Source organism: Comamonas sp. C24C (assembly GCF_053345995.1).
This window is the reverse complement of record NZ_JBKFBC010000009.1, coordinates 218,827-243,801: the sequence shown is the minus strand read 5'-3', so window position 1 is coordinate 243,801 and position 24,975 is coordinate 218,827. Positions and strand designations below refer to the sequence as shown.

Sequence of the window (24,975 nt, the reverse complement as noted above, 5' to 3'; positions counted from 1 at the left end):
GTAATGATTTCAGGCAAGTATTTATTTGAAAGTTATGCAGGTCAGGCGCCAACAGCTCCTGATCTTGTAGCAGCAAGGTAATTTCATGACCGAAGAGAACAAGCCAGACACCCAGAGCGCCGCAGATGCAGGCGGCTATGGCGAAGGCGCAATCCAGATCCTGGAAGGCCTGGAAGCCGTGCGCAAGCGCCCGGGCATGTACATCGGTGACACCTCGGACGGCACCGGTCTGCACCACCTGGTCTTCGAGGTCGTGGACAACTCCATCGACGAAGCGCTGGCCGGCTACTGCGACGACATTCTGGTCACCATCCATGCCGACGGCTCGCTGTCAGTGATCGACAACGGCCGCGGCATTCCCACGCGCGTGAAGATGGACGACAAGCACGAGCCCAAGCGCTCGGCTGCCGAAATCGCCCTGACCGAGCTGCACGCCGGCGGCAAATTCAACCAGAACAGCTACAAGGTCTCGGGCGGTCTGCACGGCGTGGGTGTGTCCTGCGTGAACGCACTGTCCATCTGGCTCAAGCTCACCGTCAGCCGCGACGGCGTGCGCCATGAAATCGACTTCTCGCGCGGCTTTGTGCAGAACCGCCTGATCGAAGTCGTGGACGGCACCGAAGTCTCGCCCATGCGCGTGGTCGGCCCCAGCGACAAGCGCGGCACCAAGGTGCACTTTCTGCCCGACCAGGAAATCTTCAAGGAGAACTTCGAGTTCCGCTATGAAATCCTGGCCAAGCGCCTGCGCGAGCTGTCCTTCCTGAACAACGGCGTGCGCATCCGCTTGAAGGACGAGCGCGATGGCAAGGAAGACGACTTCTCGGGCGCCGGCGGCGTCAAGGGCTTTGTGGAATTCATCAACGGCACCAAGAAGGTCCTGCACCCGACGACCTTCTACGCCGAAGGCACACGCCCGGCCGAAAGCTACGGCGGCATTCCCGGCACCGAAATCGGCGTCGAAGTGGCCATGCAGTGGAACGACAGCTATGCCGAGCAGGTGCTGTGCTTCACCAACAACATTCCCCAGCGTGACGGCGGCACCCACCTGACCGGCCTGCGCGCCGCCATGACCCGCGTCATCGGCAAATACATCGCCGACAACGAACTGGCCAAGAAGGCCAAGGTCGAAGTCACCGGCGACGACATGCGTGAAGGCCTGTGCTGCGTGCTCAGCGTGAAGGTGCCCGAGCCCAAGTTCTCCAGCCAGACCAAAGACAAGCTGGTCAGCTCCGAAGTCCGTGCGCCCGTGGAAGACATTGTCGGCAAGCTGCTCGCCGAATTCCTCGAAGAAAAGCCCAACGACGCCAAGATTCTCTGCAACAAGATTGTCGAAGCCGCCCGCGCCCGCGAAGCCGCCCGCAAGGCCCGCGAAATGACGCGCCGCAAGGGCGTGCTCGACGGCATGGGCCTGCCCGGCAAGCTAGCCGATTGCCAGGAAAAAGATCCTGCGCTGTGCGAAATCTACATCGTCGAGGGTGACTCCGCCGGCGGCTCCGCCAAGCAGGGTCGCGATCGCAAGTTCCAGGCCATCCTGCCGCTGCGCGGCAAGATCCTGAACGTGGAAAAGGCCCGCTACGAAAAGCTGCTGTCCAGCCAGGAAATCATCACCCTGATCACGGCCCTGGGCACCGGCATCGGCAAGGTCAGCGAAGACTCGGGCAAGAGCAGCAGCGACGACTACAACCCCGACAAGCTGCGCTACCACCGCATCATCATCATGACCGACGCGGACGTGGACGGCGCCCACATCCGAACCCTGCTGCTGACCTTCTTCTACCGCCAGATGCCCGACCTGGTCGAGCGCGGCCATATCTACATCGCCCAGCCGCCGCTGTACAAGGTCAAGAACGGCAAGGAAGAGCTCTACCTCAAGGACGGCCCGGCCCTCAACAAATACCTGCTCAAGATCGCGCTGAACCACGCCAGCGTGAACACCGGCGGCGACAATCCGCGCACCGTCGAGGGCGAAGAGCTGTCCAAGCTGGCCAACATGCACCTGGCCGCCGAAACCGTCATCGAGCGCCTGTCCAACTTCATGGATGCCGAAGCCCTGCGCGCCATTGCCGACGGCGTTCAGATCAAGCTCGACACCATTGAAGAAGCCCAGGAGTGCGCGCCGATTCTGGAAGCCAAGCTGCGCGAGCTGACCACCACCGGCGTGCCCGCCGATGTGACGGCCGAGATCGACCCCAACAGCGAGCACCCCATCCTGCGCATCAGCCGCCATCACCACGGCAACATCAAGAGCTCCATCCTGACCCAGGAGTTCGTGCGCAGCCATGACTACGCGGCCCTGTCCGACGAAGCGCAGAACTTCGTCGGCCTGCTGAGCGAAGGCGCCAAGGTCACGCGTGGCGAAGGCGAGAAGGCCAAGACCGAGAAGGTCGGCGACTTCCGTCAGGCCATGGCCTGGCTGATCTCCGAAGCCGAGCGCACCACGGGCCGCCAGCGCTACAAGGGTCTGGGTGAAATGAACCCCGAGCAGCTGTGGGAAACCACCATGGACCCCAATGTCCGCAGCCTGCTGCAGGTCAAGATCGGCGACGCCATCGAGGCCGACCGCGTCTTCACCATGCTCATGGGCGACGAGGTCGAGCCGCGCCGCAACTTCATCGAAGACAACGCGTTGCGTGCGGGGAATATCGACGTGTAAGCCCCAAGTACCGCCCCATAAAAAATGCCAGAATTTTGCTGGCATTTTTTATGGGCAATTCAGGCTTCAACCTCTCGCCTGCATACCTTGCAGAGACTTTACCCGCAGCATTTCATAAAGCTGCCCAGGCCCCAGCAAGGTGTCCAGCACTCCCTCAAAAACCCGCTCCGAACTCAGCGCCTGGCTACTCATGGTCTGATGCGCATCCCACGCTTCCATGATGGCGTTGCGCAGCGAATTGCGCAGATCCGGTGAGCTGTTGAACTGCTCCTTGCTGTTGCTGCCGGACTGCTGGATCAGTGTCTGGTCTTCCAGCAACTTGCCCTTGAGCACGCCATCTACATACAGAAGCTGGTCGCCATCGGTCAGTTCACCCTCGAACAGGCCATTCACTTTCTTGATGATCTCAACCAAATAGGCTTTTTCCTTTTCCTGCACCGATCCGCTGCCCACTGCATCCATGGGCTGAAGCTTGTAGGTGCCGTCCTGGTTCAGGCTCATCGACTGCTTGGCCTGCCTCTTGAGCGTGTGATGCGTGAGCTTGACCTTGCTGAGATCCACCGTGTCGCGCTCGCGGCCAAAGGCCAGCAATGGAGTCAAACGCTTGTAGAAGATAAAGCGCTTCTCGATATCGGTATTACCGTAGTCAAAGATCTGAGAGAGAAAGGCGTACAGGCGCACATAAGCGCCCATGTCGTTCTTGAACAGTGCAAGGGCGTCCATCTGATCCTTGGCCGTCTGGCTTGCCTTCTCGTCCTGCTGTGCATCTGCGGCTTCTTTAGCTGCCCTGGCGGCGCTGTAGCGCTTGAGCAGCCGATCGGCGACTGGCGCTATCGCCGCTTCCAATTGCTTTTGCGTGCCGCCGGGATCCAATTCAACCGCCACCACACGCTCCACCTCGAAATCGTCGTAGCAGCCCGCTGCATCGAGTTTGGCACGCAGGTCATAGACCAGATGCGGATCGGTCACAGCCTCCAGCTCGGCCGTCTCGTAATACATCTTGAAGGCCTTGAGGATCTCGGCAGGCTCATTGACGAAATCGAGCACGTAGGTCGTGTCCTTGCCCGGATAGGCACGGTTCAGGCGCGAGAGCGTCTGCACCGCCTGGATGCCACCCAGCATCTTGTCCACATACATGCCGCACAGCAGCGGCTGGTCAAAACCGGTCTGGAACTTGTTGGCAACCAGCAGCAGGTGGTAATCGGGCTCCTTGAACACCTCCCTGATATCCCGGCCGCGCAGATCGGGGTTCAACTCCTTGCTGTTCTCGGTGACGGCACCATCGAAACTCTCGGGATCATTAACTTCGCCGGAAAATGCCACCAGCACGCCCAGCGAATAGCCCTGGCGGTGGATATAGTCACGGATCGCCTTCTGCCAACGCACAGCTTCCTTGCGACTGCCCACGACCACCATCGCCTTGGCCTTGCCGTCCAGCAAAGGCTGCACGTTCTCACGGTAGTGCTCCACCAGAATCTGCACCTTGCTGGCAATGTTGTACGGGTGCAGGCGCACCCACTGCATCAGCCCCTTCATCGCCGTGCTGCGCTCCACCTCCTTGTCGTTCCATTCCTGGCCGTTATGCGCCAGCTTGAACGCCATCTGGTAGCTCGTGTAGTTCTGCAGCACATCAAGGATGAAGCCTTCCTCAATGGCCTGGCGCATGGAATACACATGGAACGGCAACGGCTTGCCATCCTCGCCCTTGCGACCAAACAGCTCCAGCGTCTTGCCCTTGGGCGTGGCGGTGAAGGCCACATAAGTCAAGCCCAGGGCCCCCGCCTTGGCCTCCATCTGCGCCGCCAACAGGGCTTCGGTATCCACCTCGCCGCCATCCTGCAACTCGGCCCACTCCTGTGCCGAAAGCATCTGCTTGAGCTTGGAGGCCGCCTCGCCCGTTTGCGAGCTGTGAGCCTCGTCTGCAATCACCGCAAAACGCTTGCCTTCGGTGGCAGCCAGTTCCTGCGCCGCACTCATGGCGGCGGGGAAGGTCTGGATCGTGCAGACGATGATCTTCTTGCCCGCGTTCAGCGCCTCCTTGAGCGCAGCACTCTTGCTGCCATGCTCGTTGGTGATGCTGGCCACCACGCCATGGGTGCGCTCAAAGTCAAAGATGGCCTCGCGCAACTGCGCATCCAGCACCGTGCGATCACTGACGACCAACACGCTGTCGAACACCTTGTGGTGCTGCTCGTCATGCAGATCAGCCAGAAAGTGCGCGGTCCAGGCAATGGAATTGGTCTTGCCAGAGCCTGCCGAATGCTGGATCAGATAGCGCTGCCCCGCCCCCTGCGCTTTCACGTCTGCCACGAGCTTGCGCGTGGCATCCAACTGGTGGTAGCGCGGAAAAATGACCGCCTGCAACTGCTTCTTGTCGTCACGCTTGCCGATCAGATAGCGGTGCAGGATGTCCAGCCAGCTCTCGCACTCCCACACTTCTTCCCACAGATACGAGGTGGCAAACCCATCGAGATTGGGCGCATTGCCGGCACCACCCGCATTGCCCCGGTTGAAGGGCAGGAACACCGTGTCTGCCCCATTCAGCCGCGTGGTCATCATCACCTCGGACTGGCTCACCGCAAAATGGACCAGTGCGCCACCTGGAAACGCCAGCAAAGGCTCTGCCACGCCGACTTTGGGGTGGGGCAGCCGATCCTTGCGGTACTGGTCTACCGCGTCGTCCACGCTCTGGGTGAAGTGGCTTTTCAGTTCTGCCGTCGCCACGGCAATGCCGTTCAGGAACAGCACCAGATCGATTTCATCCTTAGGATGATTTGGCGAATGGGTGACTTGTCGAACCACACGCAACCGGTTTTCCGCATACTTCTGCTGGATGACCGGATTCAGGGCCAGTGCCGGCTTGAACTGCGCCAGATCCAGCGGTGACTGCAGGCCCAGAATCTCCACGCCCCGGCGCAACACATCCAGCGTGCCGCGCTCGTTAAGGCTTTTGCGCACGCGCTCAGCCAGCACCTTGGGCAGAGCCGCGCCGTGTGTCTTGGTCAGGCGCTGCCAGCTTTGAGGCTGCGTGGCCTCCACCCAAGCCAGCAGGTCAGGCATGAACAGACCGTGCGTACGGTCGAACAACGCTGCATCGTCCTCGGCATACAGCCAGCCATGCGCGGCCAGGTGGTCGCAAATCTCTTGCTCGAAGTGGATTTCCTGGTGAAGGGCCATGCAAGTCTCTCTTTATTTTGATAGCTGTCTGCGCTTGACAGGAAAGGGGAAAAGGCCAATTTGGCTGAAACTTCAGCCTGCGCGGTCTTCGTCCCAATCGTCAAACTCGCCGTACCAGGCATCCTGCAGTTCGCCCACGCGGACCTGGGCCACTCCGGGCCAGGCCTGCAGCCACGCCAGAACCGCCGCACGCTGCGGTTCGGTCACAGAGCCCTTGGCAGCCGAGACAAATCCGCTCGCAGACTGGGAAGCCCAGCCACCACCGACCTCCAGCCCATGGGCTTCAAACATATCGATGGCTGCATCCATAAAGACATCCAGCTGCGCCTGGTCCAGCGGCTGCGCCAAGCCCAGCCGAAAAGCAAAACCAAGCTCCTGAAACTCTCCCGCATGGTGCTTCTTGCGTTGGCGGCTGTTCCAGCGGGCCAATTGCCGTTGCGATGGTGGTTGGATCATGGTGTCTCTCAGATATCAACTAGCTTGTTTGAGGAAGTGACGCAGCAACACGCTGCTCAGCCTTCCTGGTAGGCACGTTCCAACAGGGGCTTGGCGCGCTCCAGATCCTGGGTATTGCGCAGACACAGCTCCAGATCGCCCGTGCCCCAATGGCCAATCTGCCGCACGTCACGGCTGAAGCCCTCTTCCTGCGCCACCGTGTCGGGGTTCAGCTTCAGCATCACCAGCATCTTGTTGGGGTACATCACCACGCTGGCAAAGTTCTTGAGCTTACGGAAGGCCACATACAGCTTGAGCTGTTTTTCGGCCACATCGTCACCTTGCGCATATACGAACGAACGCAGGTCGGCATACAGCGCCTGGATATCCGGCGCCGCGCCCTCCAATTGCTCGGCAAAGCTCTTGTCCTTGCCCTGCGGCTTGGTGGCAGCAGGGCCGGTATCCACTGGCGAGGGCTTGGCCGACTCCGTACTGGAATCGGCCACCGTCTGCGTATTCACCAGTTCCAGCAACAGCAGATCCTCGCCAAACCGCTTGTAGCGGATCAGCTCGATATTGCGCGGAATCTGCTGCACCGCGTGCTGGTCATAGCGGGTGAAATCCGCCGCTATGCACAGCAATCGGGTGCCCGACCATTCCACGCTGTCGGCCACCTCCTTGCCCAGCTTTTCCATCACCAGCCAGCGAAACTCGGCCTTGTGGTCAAGCAGCCAGTCCAGATAGAACAGCCCTTGGTTGATGACATTCTCGTTGCTGTGCCGCTTGTATTCGACGATGACGGGGCAATTGTTCTCGTCCAGCCCCAGCGAGTCGATGCGGCCGCGATGCGTCTTGCCGGTGGCGTATTCCGTCGCCAGAAAACGCACGCCCAGGAAGGTTTCCATCTGGCCTTCGATCAGCGTCTGCAGATTGCGCTCCAGTGCCACTGCGGTGGCAGCCAGCTCGGTGGCGGTGTTGTTCTGGAGCCGGAAAAGCTGGATGTCGCTCATGCTGGACCTCCTTGAACCAGGTGGCGGACGTCGATCTGGCCGGTGACAGCGGCGGTGATGAGGGCGGAGCGGCGCTCTTTGAGGAGGGCGACTGCGCGTTGTGCGTTTTCTGTAAGTGAAGCGAGTTTCACAAGCTCTGATTCAATGAATTTTGTGATCGCAATTTGCTCCTCTAGAGGAGGAACTGTCGTCACGAGCTTCTTCACGTCAGCCATGCCGATAGTCTTTATGGTTGCGCCAAAGGTATATGAATCAAGATGCGGCTTCATTGCATTGAAGATTCGAAGTAAGATGCGTCCCGACGGACACCAGGCAATGAGATGCTGGGAAACTGCCATTGGCAAGGTAGTAATTGAAGCCAAGCCTATGGTGGCATCGCGTGTAAAAACGACGGTGCCTGCTGGCAACATCCGTGCCGAAGAGTTGGCCAATCCAAGCTCGTTAATCCTAACCGCCGTATCAGAGATGTAGTCGTTAGCCGCCAAGAATTTGGAGTCGTTCAACGATACCCAGGGTATTTCACAATTTTCCCAGTATTCAGGAAATTGCTTGGAGGGCGTATGACCGCTTTCCAGTCGGGTAACGTCTTTGACGCGAACCACACCCCAATGGGCTGGCACCATTCCCAGCCACGCCACGCCGGAATCCTTCATCGGGACATCGGGGTCAAGTCCTTTGGTGACGGCGTGGGAGATGGTGGCCTGGCGCTTTTCGGCCAGCAGGGCAATGAGTTTTTCCTGGTCGGCAATCAGCGCGGCAATTTTGGCGGTTTCGCGGTCGAGGAAGATCGTGATAGCGGCCTGCTCCTCCAGAGGGGGAATGCCTATAGCAAAATTTCTCACGAAATTGTCGGGAACACGCTTTTGACCACCTGCGCCATACATGGCAGCCTCGCCCATTCGTCGGAATGGCCATGAAGTAAATAGCCGGTGTAAATACGTGCTGCTGATTTGCTCCATTCTAGGACGAGCCACAATCAATTCCGTAGTGCCGAAGCCAGCGCCTCCCGTTAGGCCGCTCATGATTGCACCTTTTCCGTTTTCAAAACAGGGCGTAATTTTGGCTAGGCTCACATCCCCTTCGCGGAAGTACGTGTAGCCTGTTTCGACCTCTCCAATGGGACGCATGCGTTCTAGGTTGAGTGAGCCGTCGTCACCAATGGCCTCCATGGGCAAAAATGAAACCTCGGTGGTGCGATCAACATGGCTGATTTCCTGTTTGGAGGGGCTGAGCTTGGCAACCTGACGCAGACGCATGACCGCCCAGTGGACAGGTATTTTTTCCAACCACTCCAGACCACTGTTCTTGTACTCCGCATACCTCGGCAAACTCATTCCACCAACTCCCCCAGCATCCGCACAATGTTGGCCGACACAGCCTTCAGCTCCTCGTCAATCGCATGCAGGCTGCGCGATGGCTCAAAGACATAGAAATGGCGGTTGAACGGAATTTCGTAGCCGACCTTGCTCTTGTCCTCGTCGATCCATGCATCGGGTGCATGCGGCAGTACTTCGCGCTCGAAGTAAGCGGCGATGTCTTCGGTGAGCGGCACGTTCTCGGTGTCGCGCAGCGCGCTGTCGGGCTGGGGCTTGCCTTTCTGCTTGCCCTTGAGGCCAAGCACCACATTGCCATTTTCATCACGCAACGGGCGTTCGACAGTGAGAGTGGTGTGGCCAAATTCCTCATTGCGGAAGATGCGCGCAATGGGTACGCGCTTGAGGCGTCCGCCTTCAGGGGGCTTGGGCGGCGAGTCGGTGTTGGTGACCAGCAGCGACTCGACAGGCTTGCCTTCTGCATCCCGCAGGGGCTGGCCCTGGGCGTCGAGCACGGTGACCATCTCAGCCTCGGTGAAGTCGCCGAACAGGCGGGTGACGGTGGCGATATGGGCGTCGCCCATCTCCTTGCGCTTGCTGCCCAGGCTCTTGCGCATCTTCTGCCAGAAACTGCTGGCATCGATCAGCTGTACATGGCCCTTGCGATCCTGCACCTTGCGGTTGGAGAGTATCCATACATAGGTGGCAATGCCGGTGTTGTAGAACATGTCGGTGGGCAGGCCGATGATGGCCTCGACCAGATCGTTCTCCAGCACGTAGCGGCGGATTTCGCTCTCGCCGCTGCCCGCACCGCCGGTGAACAGCGGCGAACCGTTGAGCACGATACCGAAGCGGCTGCCGCCTTCCGCGGCGGGTCGCATCTTGGACAGCAGGTGCATGAGGAACAGCATGGAGCCATCGCTCACGCGCGGCAGGCCGGGGCCGAAGCGGCCATCAAAGCCCTTTTGTTCGTGCTCGGTGCGCACGGCCTTTTCGACCTTTTTCCATTCCACGCCGAATGGCGGGTTGGAAAGCATGTAGTCGAACTTGCGGCCCGCGTGGCCGTCATCGCTGAGGGTGTTGCCGGCAACGATGTTTTCCACAGGTTGGCCCTTGATGAGCATGTCGGCCTTGCAGATGGCGTAGGACTCGTCGTTGAGCTCCTGGCCAAACAGGGTCAGGCGCGCCTGGGGGTTGTGCTCCAGCAGATGCTCTCCGGCGATGGAGAGCATGCCGCCCGTGCCCGCCGTGGGATCGTAGATGGTGCGCACCACGGCATTGCCGGGTGTGAGCACATCGTCGTCCTCGATGAACAGCAGGTTCACCATGAGGCGGATGACCTCGCGCGGCGTAAAGTGCTCACCGGCGGTTTCGTTGGAGACTTCGGCGAACTTGCGGATCAGCTCCTCGAACACCCCGCCCATGCTGGCGTTGTCCACACGGCTTGGGTGCAGGTCGATACCGGCAAATTTCTCGGTCACCAGATAGAGCAGGTTGGCCTTGGCCAGGCGCTCGATCTGGGTGTGGAATTCAAAGCGCTCGAAGATGTCGCGTGCCGAGGGCGAGAACGCCTGGATGTAGGCGTAGAGGTTCTGGCGGATGTGGTCCTGGTCGCCAAGCAGGCGCGGCAGATCCAGCTCGGAGGTGTTGTAGAAGCTCTGCCCCCCTGCTTTGCGCAGCAGAAAGTGCTCATGCCCTGGCATGTTCTTCTTGGCAGCGTACTCAGCCAGCACGGCGGACTTGGTATCGGCGAGCACGCAGTCCAAGCGGCGCAGCACGGTGAAGGGAAGGATGACGCGGCCGTACTCGGACTGCTTGTAGTCGCCGCGCAGCAGGTCCGCCACGGACCAGATAAAAGAGGAAAGAGCCTGATGATTCATATGCACAACTGCCGCCTGCACATAAATGCGCGGGCGGCAGTCTGAAAATTTGTTGTCAAAACCGGATACCACGCCCTTGTCGCTGCATCTGGTTATCGCTTACTGCGAAGAGCGCCTATGGCTCTTTTGCATTGTGGCGCATCAAGCGATCACACGAACCAAGCATGCATAGTTCTTATCCCTTCACGTCCGGCATTTGAGATGCCGTCAGCCCAGCCTCTGCACCGATGCCCTGGCCTTCACGCGCTCAAAATGGGCTGCCACGCGCGGGAATTCGGCGATGTCCACGCCGTCGCCCTTGAGCCAGCCCGCCACGGTGTAGAGATAGCCGTCGGCCACGGTGAATTGCTCGCCCATCACCCAGGTCTTGTCGCCCAGATAGTGCTGTTCGATCACGGCAAAGCATTCGCGCATGTTCTGCGGCACCTTGGCGCGCATGGCGGCCTGGGCAGCCTCGTCGTCGGCCCAGCGCGAGGCGCGCGGACGGTGGGCGTGGGCGATGTGCGCTGTCGATGCCAGATAGGCATTGAACTCCTGCATCTGCGCCAGCGCGAAGGGATCATGGAGCGGCGCCAGCCTTGCCTGCGGATAGGTCTGCGCCACATACAGCAGCAGCGCGGGAGTTTCGGTCAGCACGCCGCGTTCCGTGGCCAGCGCGGGCACCCTGCCCTTGGGATTGATGCTCAGATATTCGGGGCTGCGCTGCTCGTTGTCGGCAAAGCTCAGCGTCTTGAGCGTGAACTGGGCGTCTGCCTCATAAAGCGCAATCAGTACGGCCTGCGCGCAGGTGCCAGCTGCGTAGTAAAGCGTGGTTTGGCTTGCCAAAATCGTTCTCCCATGGATGGTGATGTGCCTGTGCAGTGTAGGCTTCCCTGCAGCCCGCTCAATCCCATGAACCGGGTCTGCTCATAGCAATGGCGCAAGGCAGACATCGACATCTCATGGCAGCATCGCGCTTCTCCCAGAAGTGCCCCACCCGAAATGAAATCCTCCATCCGCATTGTTGACGTCGACCGCCTGGAAACCTGGAGCAAGTACAAGGCCGGCATGTGTGACAGCTGCGCGGCCAATTGCTGCACCATGCCGCTGGAGGTACGCCTGCCGGATCTGGTGCGCCTGGAGCTGGTGGACCCGTTCGAGGTCGAGAACATCGAGCCCAAGCTGATCGCCAGGCGGCTGCTGAAGATGCGCCTGATCGACCACTTCAACCCCAAGCACGAGATCTTCACCATGGCCCGCAGAGCAGGCGGAGACTGCAATTTTCTGGACAAGAACACGCGCCGTTGCACGGTCTATGAAAAGCGCCCGGAGACCTGCAGACTGCATCCCAAGAAAGGACCCAAACCAGGGTTCTGTGCCTATGGCAACAAGGCGCTTTCGCAGATCTGAAAGCGTCGTCGCGGCAGTGCTTCAGACATCGGCCACGGCAGGCAGCCAGATGCGCGCCACCAGGCCTGGATGGGCGTTGTGAAAACTGAGCTTGCCGCCATGCAGCTGGACAATGGCCAGCACACTGGCCAGACCCAGTCCGTAGCCCGGGCGATCCGATTCCGCGCGGTAGAAACGGGTGGTCATTTTCTCCAGGGTCTGAGGATCTGCACCCGGCCCCTGGTCCTGCACGGTGATCTCCACACCCCAGACGCCGTCGCTGCCGTGCTCCTGCGCTGGCGCGGCGCGCAGCAGTACGTCAGCCCCATGAACGTCGTCAGATGACGCTCCGTATTTAATAGCATTGTCGACAAGGTTGGAGACAGCGCTGGCCAGCAGGTCGCCATCGCCCAGGGCCTGCACACCCTCCTGCACATCCAGCCTGAGAATGCCGCCAGCGTCTTCCACCAGTGGTTCGTAAAAGTCCACCACGTCGACCAGCAAAGCCTGCAGATCAACCGATGCAAAGCTCTTGCGACTGGCTCCGCTTTCCACTTCGGCAATCTGCAGCAGCTTCTCGAACACCACGCCCAGCTCGGCCACTTCTTCGGCCACCAGCGCCAATGTGGCGGACTGCATTTCGGGGCTGGCCTGCTGCGCGTTGCGCAGGCGCAGCAGGATGCGCGTCAGCGGCGTTCTGAGATTGTGCGCAATGCTGTTGGAGACGTGGCGGATGCCTTCCATCAGCTGCTCGAGCCTGTCGAGCATGGTGTTGATATCGCGGTTGAGCAGCGTGAATTCATCCTCTCGCTGATCGACCGGTATACGCTGGCGCAGTTCGCCAGCCGCCACACGCGACATGGTGCTGCGAATGGCGGCCGCGCGCTCGTCCACCACGCGCCTGAAGACCATGGCGCCTATCACGGCCATGATGCAGGCCGCCACGGCCGCCAGCAGACTGGCCTGACCGAACAGCTCTTCCATATCGCGCTGCAGCTGCATGTCGCTGCCTACGGCCAGCAGATTGCCATTGGGCATTTCCACGACGGCCACCCGGCCCACCATCAGCCGTCCGTTGCGCTTCACGGTCAGCTCGCGCACGCCCATGATGCTGAGCTTGCGCGGAGGATAGACCTCGGCATTGCTGACAATGGTCTCGCCTTGCGGGTTCATGAGAATGACGATTTCCGTGTCGGTGTTCACACCGTCACGAATGGTCTGCAGAATCTCGTTTTCCAGCGCTCCCGGGCCGTATTTGGCCGAGTGCTCGGTCAGTCTGCGCACATGGTTTTCGGCCTGCTTGTCGAGCCGTACCCGCACCACGCCCACGGTCTGGACATAGAAGACAGCCAGCACAATGGCCATGGTCAGGACCATGAGACCGCCATAGCTGAGAGCCAGCCTGAAGGCCAGCGAACTCCAGGGTCTGGAGCGCATCATCAGACCACCTCGGGGAGGTCTTGCGGCTGATCCGAGAGGCTGTAGCCCACACCGCGCACGGTGTGGATCAAAGGCGTGGCAAAACCTTTGTCCACCTTGCTGCGCAAGCGGCTGATGTGCACGTCGATCACATTGGTCTGCGGATCGAAGCGGTAATCCCAGACAGACTCCAGCAGCATGGTGCGCGTGACGATCTGGTGCGCATGCTGCATGAGAAACGCGAGCAGACGGAATTCGCGCGGCTGCAGCGACAGCGGCTGGCCGGCACGCTCGGCGCTGCGCGAAATCAGGTTGACGCGCAGATCGGCCACCTGCATCTCGCGCGTGGGAGCCGGGATCTGGGCACGGCGCACCAGAGCTTCGAGCCTGGCCGAAAGTTCGGAGAAGGCAAAGGGCTTGGTCAGATAGTCATCGCAGCCGGCCTTGAGCCCGCGCACTCTCTCGTCCGTGGCAGACAGGGCGCTGAGCACCAGCACCGGCGTCTGCTTTCCCATGGAGCGCAACGCCTGCAGGATCTGCAGCCCGTCAAAGCCATTGGGCAGCATGCGGTCGAGGATGATGACATCCCAGTTCTCGCCCACGGCCTGCGCAATGCCTTGCACACCGTCACCGCAGACGCTGACATGCGCGCCTTGCTGGCGCAACCCTTCAGCGATGTAACGCGCGTTGAGCGCATCGTCTTCGATGATGAGGTAGCGGTACATGCGGAGTCTGTCTCTGGCCGTTGGTGGACAGACACTATAAGCCGTCGCCTCCTCCTTCGCAGCGGGCGGCAGGGAAGCATCAGGAGGTGGAACAGGGGTTTGTGCCATCTCCCCTGCCTCGCTCAAGGCTGCACCTGTGGCAGATCGCCGCTGGCCAGACGCACTTCCCACTCGGCGTCCAGCATGTCCTTGACCAGCTCCAGATGCTCCAGCCGGTGCTCGGTGATCGAGCCCAGTGCATCGATCAGCTCAAGAATCGTGCCCTTGCCCAGCTTGTAGGCATCCTGAGCCATCTGGTGCAGCGGTGCAATCTGCGCCAGCCCTTCCTTCTCGTAGTCGCGCACGGCAGTGCGCCGCAGCGACAGCTGTTGCAAGGAGCGCTGCAGTTCGGACTGTGCGGCCAGCAAGGCCGCATCGCGGCGCAGCTCGGCCTGGTCGGCCTCGACCTTGGCGCGCTCGATGGGGCCCTGGCGGCGGTCGAACAGCGGGATCTCCACGCTCACGCCCACCTGGTTGAAACTGCCGTCCACGCTGTTGCGGATGCGGGCCAGACCAAAGGATGGCGTGGGCAATGCCTCACGCTGCTCGAGCTGGATCTTCTGGCGTGCTCTGTCCAGCTCGGCCTGCGCGGCACGCAGGCTCGGCAACTGGATCTGCGCCTGGTTCCACAGCTGCTCGTAGCCGGGTGCCTTGCGAATATCAGTAGCCTGCAGACTGCCCTCAACACGTACCTGCCATTGCGGCAGGGCCGCAATGGCGGCCACGCGCGATGCGGCATCGCGCAAGGCGGCCTGGGCCTTGCTGACCTGCATGCTCATCTGGGCCTGTTGCAGGTTCAAACGCGCGCCGTCATAGCGGCTGCGCGTACCGGCTTCGATCTGACCCTTGACGATGTTGCCCGCCTTCTCCAGCTCGTCGCGTGCAGCCAGCCACACCTGATAGCGCTGCTGCGCCACCAGCAGCTCGTTGAAGGCATGGGCGGCATCGCTCATGGTGACGGCGACCGCCACATCGGCATTGGCCGCTGCGGCCTTCTCGCCCAGCCTGGCGTTCTCGATGCGCATGCCGCGCTGGCCGAAGATCGGAATGGCCTGCTCCACACCCCATTCCTTTTCTCCGCGCTTGCTGGAGTAATGCATGGCGGGATTGGAGATGGTTGCCGCCGTCTTGCTGTCGGCCCTGGCCAGATCCAGCTGCATGCGATCGGCTGCCAGATTGGGCTGGTTCTGCACGACGATGCGCAGATATTCCTGCAGGGTCACAGGCTGCACAGGGGCCGCCATACGGCCCGCTGCGGCACTATTCTGCGCAGGTGCGTCCATCGCATCGGCAGCATGGGCAAGGCCGCTGAAAGCACCGCAGCACAGTGCTGCAGCCATGGCCAGCGAGTGCCATTTATTCATCTTGAGCGCTTTCATCACGTTCTTCCTGCGTCAACATGTTCTTGGGGCCCAGCAAGGCATACAGCACGGGCAGCAGCACCAGTGCCACCAATGGCAGCACCACCATGCCGCCGACGATGACCGAGGCAAACGGGCGCTGGGTTTCGCTACCCACGCCAGTGGACAGTGCCATGGGGAGCAGGCCCAGCAGCGCCAGCAACGCCACCAGAATGATGGAGCGCATGCGCTCGGCCGCACCTTCGATCAGGGCCTGCATCAAAGGCATGCCCTGACGGCGCAAATCCTCGACCGCAGAGACCACCAGCAACCCCGCCAGGGCCACCTGGCCCAGCAAGGCGATAAAGCCGATGGCCGCGCTGATGGACAACTCGATATGTGCCAGATGCAAGGCTGCGATGCCGCCCACCATGGCGAATGGCGCGCACAGCAAGATGATGCCGGCGCTGCGGGCCTGGCCCAGCGCACCGAACAGCAGGGCATAGACGATGACCAGAGACAGCGGCACCACCACCTTCAGGCGTGCAGCCGCACGTTGCTGGTTCTCCCATTCACCGCCCCAGACGGCCTGGTAGCCTTCAGGCAATTTCACGTTCTGCTTGAAGGTGGCCAGCGTGTCCTTCACCACCGAGCCGATGTCGCGGCCCTCCACGTTGAACTTGAGCGCCATGTAGCGCGCATTGCCTTCGCGGAAGATGGAGGAGTTGCCGACCTTCATGCTGACCGTACCGACCGAGCCCAAAGGCACCGAGCCACCATCGGGCAGCGGTATGGCGATGTTGCGAATGCGCTCTTCGTCCATGCGGTCCACATAGGGCAGGCGCACGCGCACCGGCACGGGGAATTCGCCTTCCCACAAAGTGGTGGCCACATTGCCGGCCAGGGCCACTTCCAGGGTCTTTTGCGCGTCCTCCATGGCAATGCCCTGGCGCGCCAGGGCCTGACGGTCGAACTGCACATGCACCTGGGGTGCCGGGGCATCGCGGTACAGATCCAGATCGACCACGCCATCGATGTCCTTCACCAGCGATTTGGTCTGCTGAAGAATGCTGCGCAGCGTGGGAATATCAGGGCCGAACAGCTTGAGCACAACCTGGCCGCGCGCGCCCGAGGTGGACTCTTCCACGCTGTCGCGAATAGGCTGCGCGAAGTTGAAGGCCACGCCGGGAATCTCGCCCAGCGTCGCCCGCATTTCCTCGATCAGCGCGGGCTTGGTCAGACCCTTGCGCCATTCGCCATGGGGCTTGAGGCGCACCAGCACCTTGGCCAGATTCAGCGTCTCGTTGTCGGTACCCGATTCGGGGCGTCCCTGCTCCGTGGTGACGGTGATCACCTCGGGGAAGACCTTGAGGCGCAGACGCACATCGCGCAGCACTTCCTGGCCTTTTTCCAAAGAGATGGAAGCCGGCATCTGCACCAGCACATAGGCATCGCCCTCATCGAGCTCCGGCAGGAACTCGGTGCCCAGCCATTTGGCCGAAACCCCGGCCACCACCAGCACGCTCACGAACACGGCGATCACCGCGGTGCGGCGCTTGGCTGCGCCCAGCACCTTGGCGATCCAGTGCTGGTAGCCGTGGTGTGCGCGGTCGAAGATCTTGGGCTCTTCCACCATCACATGCTTGGGCTTGAGCAGCAAGGCGCACAGCGCCGGCACCAGACCCATGGCGAACACCAGCGCACCCAGCAGGGCAAAGCTGTAGGTCATGGCCAGCGGGCGGAAGATGCGGCCCTCGATGCTCTGCAGCGAGAACACGGGAATCAGCGCCGCAATCACGATGGCCATGGCGAACAGCGTGGGCTTGGCCACGGCAACGGCCGAATCCACAATGATGTGGCGCATGTCGTTGGCCGTCTGCGGCTTTCGCAGCCGGGCATTGCGGATGATGTTCTCGGCCAGCACCACGGCACCGTCCACCATGATGCCGAAGTCGATGGCGCCCATGGAGATCAGATTGGCAGGCATGCCCAGCCAGTGCAGGCCGATGAAGGCCACCAGCAGCGACAGCGGAATCACCGTGGCCACGATCAGCGAGCCACGCAGGCTGCGCAGGAACAGCCACAGCACGGCCACGATCAGCGTGGCACCGAACAGCAGGTTGTGCTGCACGGTCTTGAGCGTGTGGCCCACCAGGTCGGAGCGGTCATAGTTGGTGACCATGTGCATGCCTTCGGGCAGGCCGCCGCTGTTGAGCTCATCGACCTTGGCATGAATGTCATCGAGCACGATGGAGGGGTTGGCACCCCGCTTGAGCAGCACAATGCCCTGCACCACATCGTTCTGGTCGTCCATGCCCACCGAGCCCTGGCGCGGCGTATGCGACTGCGCGACACGCGCCACGTCGCCGATGGTCACGGGAGCCTTGCCACGCATGGCAACGACTACATCCTGAATCTCCTGCGGATTGCGCAGCAGGCCGATACCGCGAATGATGAAAGACTGCTCGCCACGGCGCATCAGGCCGCCGCCCACGTTGCGGTTGGACTTGGACAGCGCATCGCTCACATCGTCCAGCGACAGGCCCAGGCTGTAGAGCTTTTCGGGGTCGACTTCAACGTGGAACTCCTTGACGAAGCCGCCAATGCTCACCACGTCGGCCACGCCCTGCACCTGCTTGAGCACGCGCACCACATGCCATTCCTGCTCGGTGCGCAGCTGCGCCAGATTGTGTCTGTCGCTCTGCAGGCGGTAGTAGAAGATCTTGCCCAGCGGCGTGTAGTCAGGCGCCATTTCAGGCGTCACGCCATTGGGCAGATCTGCCTGCGGCAGACGCTGCGACACCTCGGCGCGCGCCGTAAAGCTTTTCGCGTCGTCGTTGAAGACCAGATTGATCATGGAGAGACCGAAATAGCTCTCCGATCGCAGCGATATCAGACCCGGCGTTCCGTTGAGCTCACGCTCCAGTGGCTGGGTGATCTGACGCTCCACCTCTTCGGGAGCCAGGCCCGGCGCCTGGGTGATCACCCCGACCTGCACATTGGTCACGTCGGGATAGGCTTCGATAGCGGTCTGCAGATAGGCGTAGACGCCGTAGACGGCAATCGCCAGCGTGGCGCACACCGCCAGCAGCCGACGATGCACCACAAATGAAATAAATGAACTCAGCATGGTTCAGGCTCCTGCCGGACTAGAGCAGCTGACTGGCCGCGCCGTCGAGCAGCAGACCACCACGCACCACAATCTTCTCACCGACCTTGAGGCCGCTGATCACCGGCACCATGCCTCGCGATGGGCGCCCCAGCGTCACCACGCGCGCCTCGAACTGGTTGTTCTCATGCTGCACATAGACCACGCTGTGGCTTTCATCCTTGATGAGCACGGCGGTGACCGGAATCAGCATCTCCTGCTGATTCGACAGCTGCACGCCCACCTTGGCCTGCATGCCGGGACGCAGCACCGGGTTCTGTTCGCTCAGCTCCACCACCACGGCAGCGCGGCGCGACTCCTTGTCCAGCGTGGCTCCAAGATGGCGCACCGTGCCCTTGATCGGTTTGGGCAACTGCGGCACCTCGACCTGCACGGCACTGCCCAGGCGAATGCCGGGCAGATCGGACTCGAACACCTCTGCAACCACATTCATGGCCTGGGGATCGCCAATCATGAACAGCGCGGCTCCCGGTTCAGCGGCAGTCCCCACCACGGCCTTGCGCTCGGCCACGATGCCGGCACGCGGTGCGCGCAGCTCGAGTCGATCGCCACCGCCCGAGCCCAGCAGCGCAGCCGTGCCCTGTGCGCGGCCCAGCTCCTGCGAGGTTTCGCGCAGCTTGGCCTGCGCGGCGCGCAGATCGACTTCCACACCCACGCCCTTGTCCACCATGGTCTGCTGGCGCTGGGCTTCCACCACCGCCACATCATGTGCGGTCTTGGCCGCAGCCACGTCATAGCGCGTGCGCAGCGCATCGGGGCTGACCAGGGTCGCCAGCAGATCGCCGGCCTTGACCATATCGCCCACATGCGCATTGACCGACAGCACGCGCGCCGAAACCGGCACCGAGACGGAGGCCACGCGATCCTCGACGAAGGCCACATGCGCTGGAGCCCAGGCCATCTGCAGCCCCTGCGGATTGGCTACGGGCGCGATCTCCAGCATCTTCAAGGAGGCTGGCTTGACCTGGATAAAGCCCTTGGGCAGTTGCGCAACCGGCTTCTGCGCCTCCTCGGTGGCTCTGGAGGCATCACAGCCGAGCAGCAGGCCCGCAACGGCAATGGCCGCAGCCATCACCGGCAGTCTTGCCAATGTCCAGTTTGGTAAATGTGCCGCTCCCGGCTGTCTCACAAGGCTCTTGTACATCGTTCACTCTTTCCCAAGTCCGGCAAGTGACGGGCGCGTCCACGACTTCACCTGCAGTGATGACGCCATGCTAGGAAGAGCACCCCGCTGCGTGGATGACACACGCATTACGGTTTGGTAAGCCCGAGCACGGACCTGAGCAGAGCCGCAAGGCAGGCCCTGCCCCGCTGATGGTCTGAAACCAGGAAATCAGCCTTCAGACAGGCTGCATTGCCCATTTTTAAGGCAACTCGCGCATACCCTCCGCTCTTTGCTCAAAAAACAGGCATTTTTCATGTATTTTTTCATACATGAGTATCAAAAGTTTCATTGTTTCATAATCAAAGGGCGAACCATGGCCTGTCCCTGAATTTCAGGGAAAACACGATCAATCCATTGATGTGCAATGGATATCTACTATCAAAAGATGAGCTTTGAAGTTATCCACGCGGTGGATAGATTTGGCCTTCTTCCTTCTCCGCTTCCAGATTTCAACAGAAACAGGCTCTCTTGCATACAAAGCAGCGAGACGAGCATTGGCCGTGGGTAATCTTCCGCCATCCGCTGCGCGCCATGGCCTTCAGCAGACTTGTGGATAAATTTGATGCTTCGCCACCCGTAAGAGCGAAGAAAGCCATGAACAACCTTACCCACAGCACTTGAAAACCATGCTGTTTCCGCAAAATTGCAGCAAAGCCAGAATCTAGAAAAATCTTTTTATTCATAAAAATTTAACAACCATATCCACAGGGATTGATACATGGTTGTCTCCAGGATATGTACAGGCCAATCTTCAACTCATTCTGTGGATAAGTTTCTTGGTAACTGCACCCGGCGGAATCCACAACTACAATGAACAAGTCATATACAAGCAGTGGAAAAGTTCCATCCACCGACTCCCACGGATACAGCTGTAGAACATACAGACTTCACTGATTTGTATGCCGTATTGCATAAGAAATTCAATCTTATTTAATACATATCTCTGTACGAATACTTATAAGTCGCAAGAGCACAGCGTCTTTGCGTCTCGAAAAACGCTGAAATGCATGAAAAAAAGTGGGCTGAAGAGGCCCTGAATTCCTTTGATGCCGTGGTCGGGGCCATGCCGGGATTTCGCAGTCGTGAAGGACAGCGAAAAATGGCGGCCCAGATCGCGCAAACGCTGAGCCAGGCGCAGCTCGGAAAAATCGATGAAGGCGAGCCGGAACCACGTCGCGCCATCGCCGTCGTGCAGGCCGGCACCGGGGTCGGAAAATCGCTGGCCTACAGCATTCCGGCCATCCGCATGGCGCTGTCGCGCGGCACGCGGGTGCTGATCTCCACGGCCACGGTGGCCTTGCAGGAACAGCTGGTGAACAAGGATTTGCCGGCCCTGGCGCAAAAGCTGGACCAGCCTTTCAAATTCGCCCTGGCCAAGGGGCGTGGCCGTTTTGTCTGCAAACTCAAGCTGGAGCGTCTGGCAAGCACGGGGGAAGCACAGGACGAAATGGACGACCTGTTTGGCGACGAGCAGGGTCAGACCAAGTTCAGCCGCCCACAGCACGAGCTGCAGGCCCGCATGCAGTTCTACAAATCCATGGCCGATGCACTGGCTACCGAGGCCTGGAACGGTGACCGTGACTCGCTGGAGACCCCGCCTGAGGCCGAGGCCTGGAGCCCCGTGGCAGCCGAGTCCTCTTCATGCACCGGAAAGCACTGCCCGGCCTTCGGCAGCTGCGTCTATTACGAGCGCCGAAAGGACCTGGTGGCGGCGCAAGTCATTGTCGCCAATCATGATTTGCTGCTTTCCTCACTGGGCTCCAAGCTGCTGCCCGAGCTGGACAACTGTCTGCTGGTGCTCGATGAAGCCCACCATCTGCCCTCCACGGCTCTGGACCAGTTTGCCGGCGAGATGGATCTGAGCCGCCTGGGCTGGATCGACAAGCTGGCCAGCCGTGCACTGCGCGTGAACCAGGTCGCTGAAGTCGAGGAACTGGCCGATGTGCCCAAGCATGCGGGTCAGCTGCGCCAGCAGATGCAGGAGCTGGCGCGACTGGTCATGGAGCACTACGGAGAGACGCTCAAATCGCAGAAAGACAGCTATGGGCCAGCCAGGGTACGGGCACCCCGCGGAATGCTGCCAGAGGCGCTTCTGGAGCCTCTGGGACAGATTGCGCACCATGCCGACGGCTTTCTGGATGCGCTGCGCGCCGTCTCCAAGGCCCTGCGCGCCGAAATCAAGGAGCAACCCGAGGAAGCCCAGCGCCTGTCCACCGTCTATGCGCAGGTCGGCGCCCTGGCGCCCAGGCTGGAAGCCATTTTCAACACCACGCAATTGCTGCTGCAGAACAACGAGAGCGATGGCGACGGCAAGATGGTGCCCCATGCCAAATGGTTCACGCTGGAGATGGACGGCGAGTTCATCGTGGTCAAGGCCCATGCCAGCCCGATACAGCCCGGCTCCACCCTGCGCCAGCATCTCTGGTCCCAGGTGCGTGGTGCGGCGCTGACATCCGCCACGCTGACCAGCTGCGGCCATTTCGACTTCTTTCTGCGCGAAGCGGGGCTGGCCAATGACGACTCAGTCACCACGCTGGAAGTGCCAAGTCCCTTCGACTATGCGCGCCAGGGCACGCTGGTGGCCCGTGAAACGGCCTCAGACCCGCGCGAAGCCGCCCGCTTTACCGAGGAGATGGTCGAGGCCCTGTTGAACGATCTGAGCCGCATCCAGGCCGGCGCACTGGTGCTGTTCACATCCCGCGAGCAGATGCGCCAGGCCGTTGACGCGCTGTCCACCAGCATGCGCAACCAGGTGCTGGTGCAGACCGCCCTGCCCCGCCAGACCCTGCTGGCCCGACACCGCGAGGCCGTGGCGATGGGCGAACCCTCCATCATCTTCGGCATGCAGTCCTTTGGCGAAGGACTGGACCTGCCGGGAGCCCTCTGCGAGTCGCTGTTCATCACCAAGCTGCCTTTTGCGCCGCCCGACGACCCCGTTGGCGAAGCCAGAGCCGAATGGCTGCGCAGCAGCGGCCGCAACCCTTTCAACGAACTGGTGGTGCCGGCAACGGCCATTCGCCTGGCCCAGTGGGTAGGCCGCGCCATCCGGACCGAGGAAGACCAGGCCCATGTGTACTGCTATGACCGCCGCCTGACGGGCACCAGCTACGGCCAGTTGCTCATCAAGGGCCTGCCGCCTTTCACGCTGCAGCGGCGCCCGGTCCGAGGGTCTTGAGTTCCGGTGCGAAACAGGGCCTTGCCCAGGTGATTCAAGGCCGCGTTGCGCTGTTTCGCGCCATTCCAGAGACCGTTTTTCGCTGTTCTCAAGCGCGCGGCAAGGTGGTTTTCTGCCCTGCTGCTGCGCCCTCTTCGCGCCTCTCAAACCTGCCGCGGCGCACTCCGCGCATTTGTAATTTTTCTAACAGTTGCCTGGCACTGTGAGCAGCATCCAGCCTTGCCTGGCTGCTGACCCGCAAGGTCTTGCCCGAAGCAACACCGCCGGGCTTGTGCACCAATGACCACCGTGACTGGTGGGCAACTGCCGGCGTTTCTGGTTTCCGTTCCACCAAGGGATGGTTGCACTTCCCAGAGCTTGCGCATCCGCTCAGGGTTCTGCTTCTATGCAGAAATGAAAAATTCTTTGAAAACAATGACCTACGAATCATTGAATTTTTTTGAATGAAGAAAGCGCAATGCTGGCTGATATCGCTGGCCCGCATTCCTCAAGAGTTTCCCCCCAGCTGTTCATAACATTCTGTGGATAACTGGCACTTCAAAGACTCTTCGATGGGAATTTATCCCCACCTCCTGTCACTGAGGAGGCGCATCTTACGCCAATTTTTCGAGATCTGGCGCGTCAATCTTCCCAAAGCCGTTTTTTTCTGTACTTCCCTCTGAAGCAAAGGGATTGGCGCACCTGATCAGCCGCGATTTGGTGTGCTCCCGGATCTTGCCTGCGACTTCTGCTTCAGTTGTTCTTTAGAAGCTTTATAAAAATATAGTCGTAGTAGTAAGACTTTGCATCTTCTGTTGATAACTTCCAAAAACCAAGGCAAATCAAGCATCTTCAAGGATGACAAACATGGAGACAAATGACGGTTGCTGCTGTCCTCGATCCATGAACAACTTTGCCTTCCTACGCATTTTTGTGGAAAACATGAAAGTTGATATTGGCTTATCCACAGAAATTCATTTGCGCATTAATTCTTTATAAATTGCCTGTATCCATTGATATATAAGAGTTTTTAGCTATGTTTTTCATAGTGAATAACTGAGAAAAACATGATTGGGCACATTGCATTCCGAGGGTGTGATGTCGCAAGAACTGCTTGCCCGCTGATCTGATCGACATTTTTTTTATCCAGACCATCCCGGATTGCTGTGTAAACTTCGACCAAAGTTGTTATTTCTAGTCTTATCTTTTTACTTAGTAGTAATAGTAAGTAGTCCACTTAATTGTTGATAAGTAATTAATTTCTTTTAAAATCAACAACTTGAACTTTGACAAAGTCTGTGCCCCGACATGGGCTGCCGATGTCCTGGATTTGGGAACAACTTTCCAGAAGCTTTCATGGCTGTGGAAAACAGAAAAATTCATCGCGTTTTATCACCATGTTTATTCACAGCCTGAGTGGTCGCTGCAAACCATGAAAAAAGCCGCCCGTTGGGCGGCCTGGTCGGTCCCGATATCGCGGGCTCAAAAATTCAGAAGTGGCGTGCGTATCGCAGCTGAAGAAAGTTCTCTCCCGGGTTGGGGCGTTTGATGCCTGCGTTGGAGTGGTGCTCGAAGCGCAGACTGATTTCGTTTTTCAGTTGCTCGCCAAACAGGTAGCCGATGCCGATATGGCTGGCAAAGTTGTAGCGGGTCGAAAATTCTTTGTGGTCGCTGATGTAGCGGTGGTTGGTGGCATAGCTCAGGCCCAGTCCGGCTTGCAGGAACCAGGGCGACAGGCCTTGTGCGGGGCGCCAGCGCAATGTGGGTTGTGCTCCCAGAACCCAGGTCGAGCGATTGCCGCCGTGGTAGTCGGAGGACCAGCGGCCGACCGAGAGATCCCAGTAACCCGTCATCCGCCCCGGGCCCAGGGCGTAGCTCCAGTTCCAGGGGAGCATGATGCCGCCCGCCCAGCTGTCGGTGCCGTGCTCTGCCGAGCCGTATTGCAGATAGAGGGCGCTGGTCGAGGATTGCACAGGCTGTGCATGAAGCATGGGACTTGCCAGGCTGATCAGCGCAGGGACTACAAGATTTGTTGCTAATTGCAGTTTTTTCATGTCAATTGCCATCTAAATGCTTGGAATCTGGTCGCGATATCGATGCTATGACAATGCCTTGATTTCGCTCCCTC

15 protein-coding genes are annotated in these 24,975 nt (G+C 60.1%); 3 read left to right on the top strand and 12 right to left on the bottom strand.

From position 1 onward, the window contains the following. Positions 1–85 precede the first annotated feature (85 nt). Entirely contained in the window at positions 86–2,653 is a 2,568-nt protein-coding gene (gyrB, locus tag ACLBXN_RS17560; RefSeq protein WP_447612979.1) for a DNA topoisomerase (ATP-hydrolyzing) subunit B, read from the top strand. 66 nt (positions 2,654–2,719) lie between these two features. Here gyrB and ACLBXN_RS17555 read toward each other — a convergent pair whose 3' ends face one another. The 6 genes from ACLBXN_RS17555 to ACLBXN_RS17530 form a co-directional block, all read right to left on the bottom strand. Next, positions 2,720–5,830, bottom strand: a complete 3,111-nt coding sequence (locus ACLBXN_RS17555; RefSeq protein ID WP_447612978.1) for a type I restriction endonuclease subunit R — start codon at positions 5,828–5,830, stop codon at positions 2,720–2,722. Between the two features lie 72 nt (positions 5,831–5,902). Continuing rightward, positions 5,903–6,286 carry a YggL 50S ribosome-binding family protein gene (locus ACLBXN_RS17550; RefSeq protein WP_447612977.1) on the bottom strand — a complete coding sequence of 128 codons (384 nt, stop codon included), beginning with the start codon at positions 6,284–6,286 and terminating at the stop codon, positions 5,903–5,905. Between the two features lie 56 nt (positions 6,287–6,342). Then, a complete protein-coding gene (locus tag ACLBXN_RS17545) occupies positions 6,343–7,275 on the bottom strand; it encodes a DUF5655 domain-containing protein (protein WP_447612976.1) in 933 nt (310 codons plus the stop codon). Then, on the bottom strand, positions 7,272–8,609 hold the full coding sequence (locus ACLBXN_RS17540) for a restriction endonuclease subunit S (RefSeq protein WP_447612975.1): 1,338 nt from the start codon (positions 8,607–8,609) through the stop codon (positions 7,272–7,274). Before ACLBXN_RS17540 ends, ACLBXN_RS17545 begins: the two co-directional genes overlap by 4 nt. Further along, positions 8,606–10,468, bottom strand: a complete 1,863-nt coding sequence (locus ACLBXN_RS17535) for a type I restriction-modification system subunit M (RefSeq protein WP_447612974.1) — start codon at positions 10,466–10,468, stop codon at positions 8,606–8,608. The genes ACLBXN_RS17540 and ACLBXN_RS17535 overlap by 4 nt, the downstream gene beginning before the upstream one ends. A gap of 207 nt (positions 10,469–10,675) precedes the next feature. Beyond that, positions 10,676–11,293, bottom strand: a complete 618-nt coding sequence (locus ACLBXN_RS17530) for a glutathione S-transferase family protein (protein WP_447612973.1) — start codon at positions 11,291–11,293, stop codon at positions 10,676–10,678. 156 nt (positions 11,294–11,449) lie between these two features. On the opposite strand from ACLBXN_RS17530, the gene ACLBXN_RS17525 reads away from it, so the two are divergent. After that, complete coding sequence (locus ACLBXN_RS17525; RefSeq protein WP_291594405.1) at positions 11,450–11,857, top strand: YkgJ family cysteine cluster protein; 408 nt, start codon at positions 11,450–11,452, stop codon at positions 11,855–11,857. Between the two features lie 21 nt (positions 11,858–11,878). Here the strand turns inward: ACLBXN_RS17525 and ACLBXN_RS17520 are convergent, their stop codons facing one another. From ACLBXN_RS17520 to ACLBXN_RS17500, 5 genes are all read right to left on the bottom strand, one after another. Then, on the bottom strand, positions 11,879–13,276 hold the full coding sequence (locus tag ACLBXN_RS17520; protein ID WP_447612972.1) for a sensor histidine kinase: 1,398 nt from the start codon (positions 13,274–13,276) through the stop codon (positions 11,879–11,881). Then, entirely contained in the window at positions 13,276–13,980 is a 705-nt protein-coding gene (locus tag ACLBXN_RS17515) for a response regulator transcription factor (protein WP_167007567.1), read from the bottom strand. The genes ACLBXN_RS17520 and ACLBXN_RS17515 overlap by 1 nt, the downstream gene beginning before the upstream one ends. 122 nt (positions 13,981–14,102) lie before the next feature. Further along, entirely contained in the window at positions 14,103–15,398 is a 1,296-nt protein-coding gene (locus ACLBXN_RS17510) for a TolC family protein (RefSeq protein WP_343676897.1), read from the bottom strand. Next, the gene (locus tag ACLBXN_RS17505; protein ID WP_211458158.1) at positions 15,376–18,489 is read right to left on the bottom strand and encodes an efflux RND transporter permease subunit; all 3,114 of its coding nucleotides are present in this window, start codon (positions 18,487–18,489) and stop codon (positions 15,376–15,378) included. Before ACLBXN_RS17505 ends, ACLBXN_RS17510 begins: the two co-directional genes overlap by 23 nt. Before the next feature lie 19 nt (positions 18,490–18,508). Beyond that, a complete protein-coding gene (locus ACLBXN_RS17500) occupies positions 18,509–19,672 on the bottom strand; it encodes an efflux RND transporter periplasmic adaptor subunit (protein ID WP_043003277.1) in 1,164 nt (387 codons plus the stop codon). 1,024 nt (positions 19,673–20,696) lie between these two features. On the opposite strand from ACLBXN_RS17500, the gene dinG reads away from it, so the two are divergent. Further along, complete coding sequence (gene dinG, locus ACLBXN_RS17495; RefSeq protein ID WP_447612971.1) at positions 20,697–22,868, top strand: ATP-dependent DNA helicase DinG; 2,172 nt, start codon at positions 20,697–20,699, stop codon at positions 22,866–22,868. A 1,469-nt stretch (positions 22,869–24,337) separates the two neighbouring features. On the opposite strand, the gene ACLBXN_RS17490 is transcribed toward dinG, so the two are convergent. After that, positions 24,338–24,901 carry an acyloxyacyl hydrolase gene (locus ACLBXN_RS17490; RefSeq protein WP_447612970.1) on the bottom strand — a complete coding sequence of 188 codons (564 nt, stop codon included), beginning with the start codon at positions 24,899–24,901 and terminating at the stop codon, positions 24,338–24,340. Positions 24,902–24,975 lie beyond the last annotated feature (74 nt).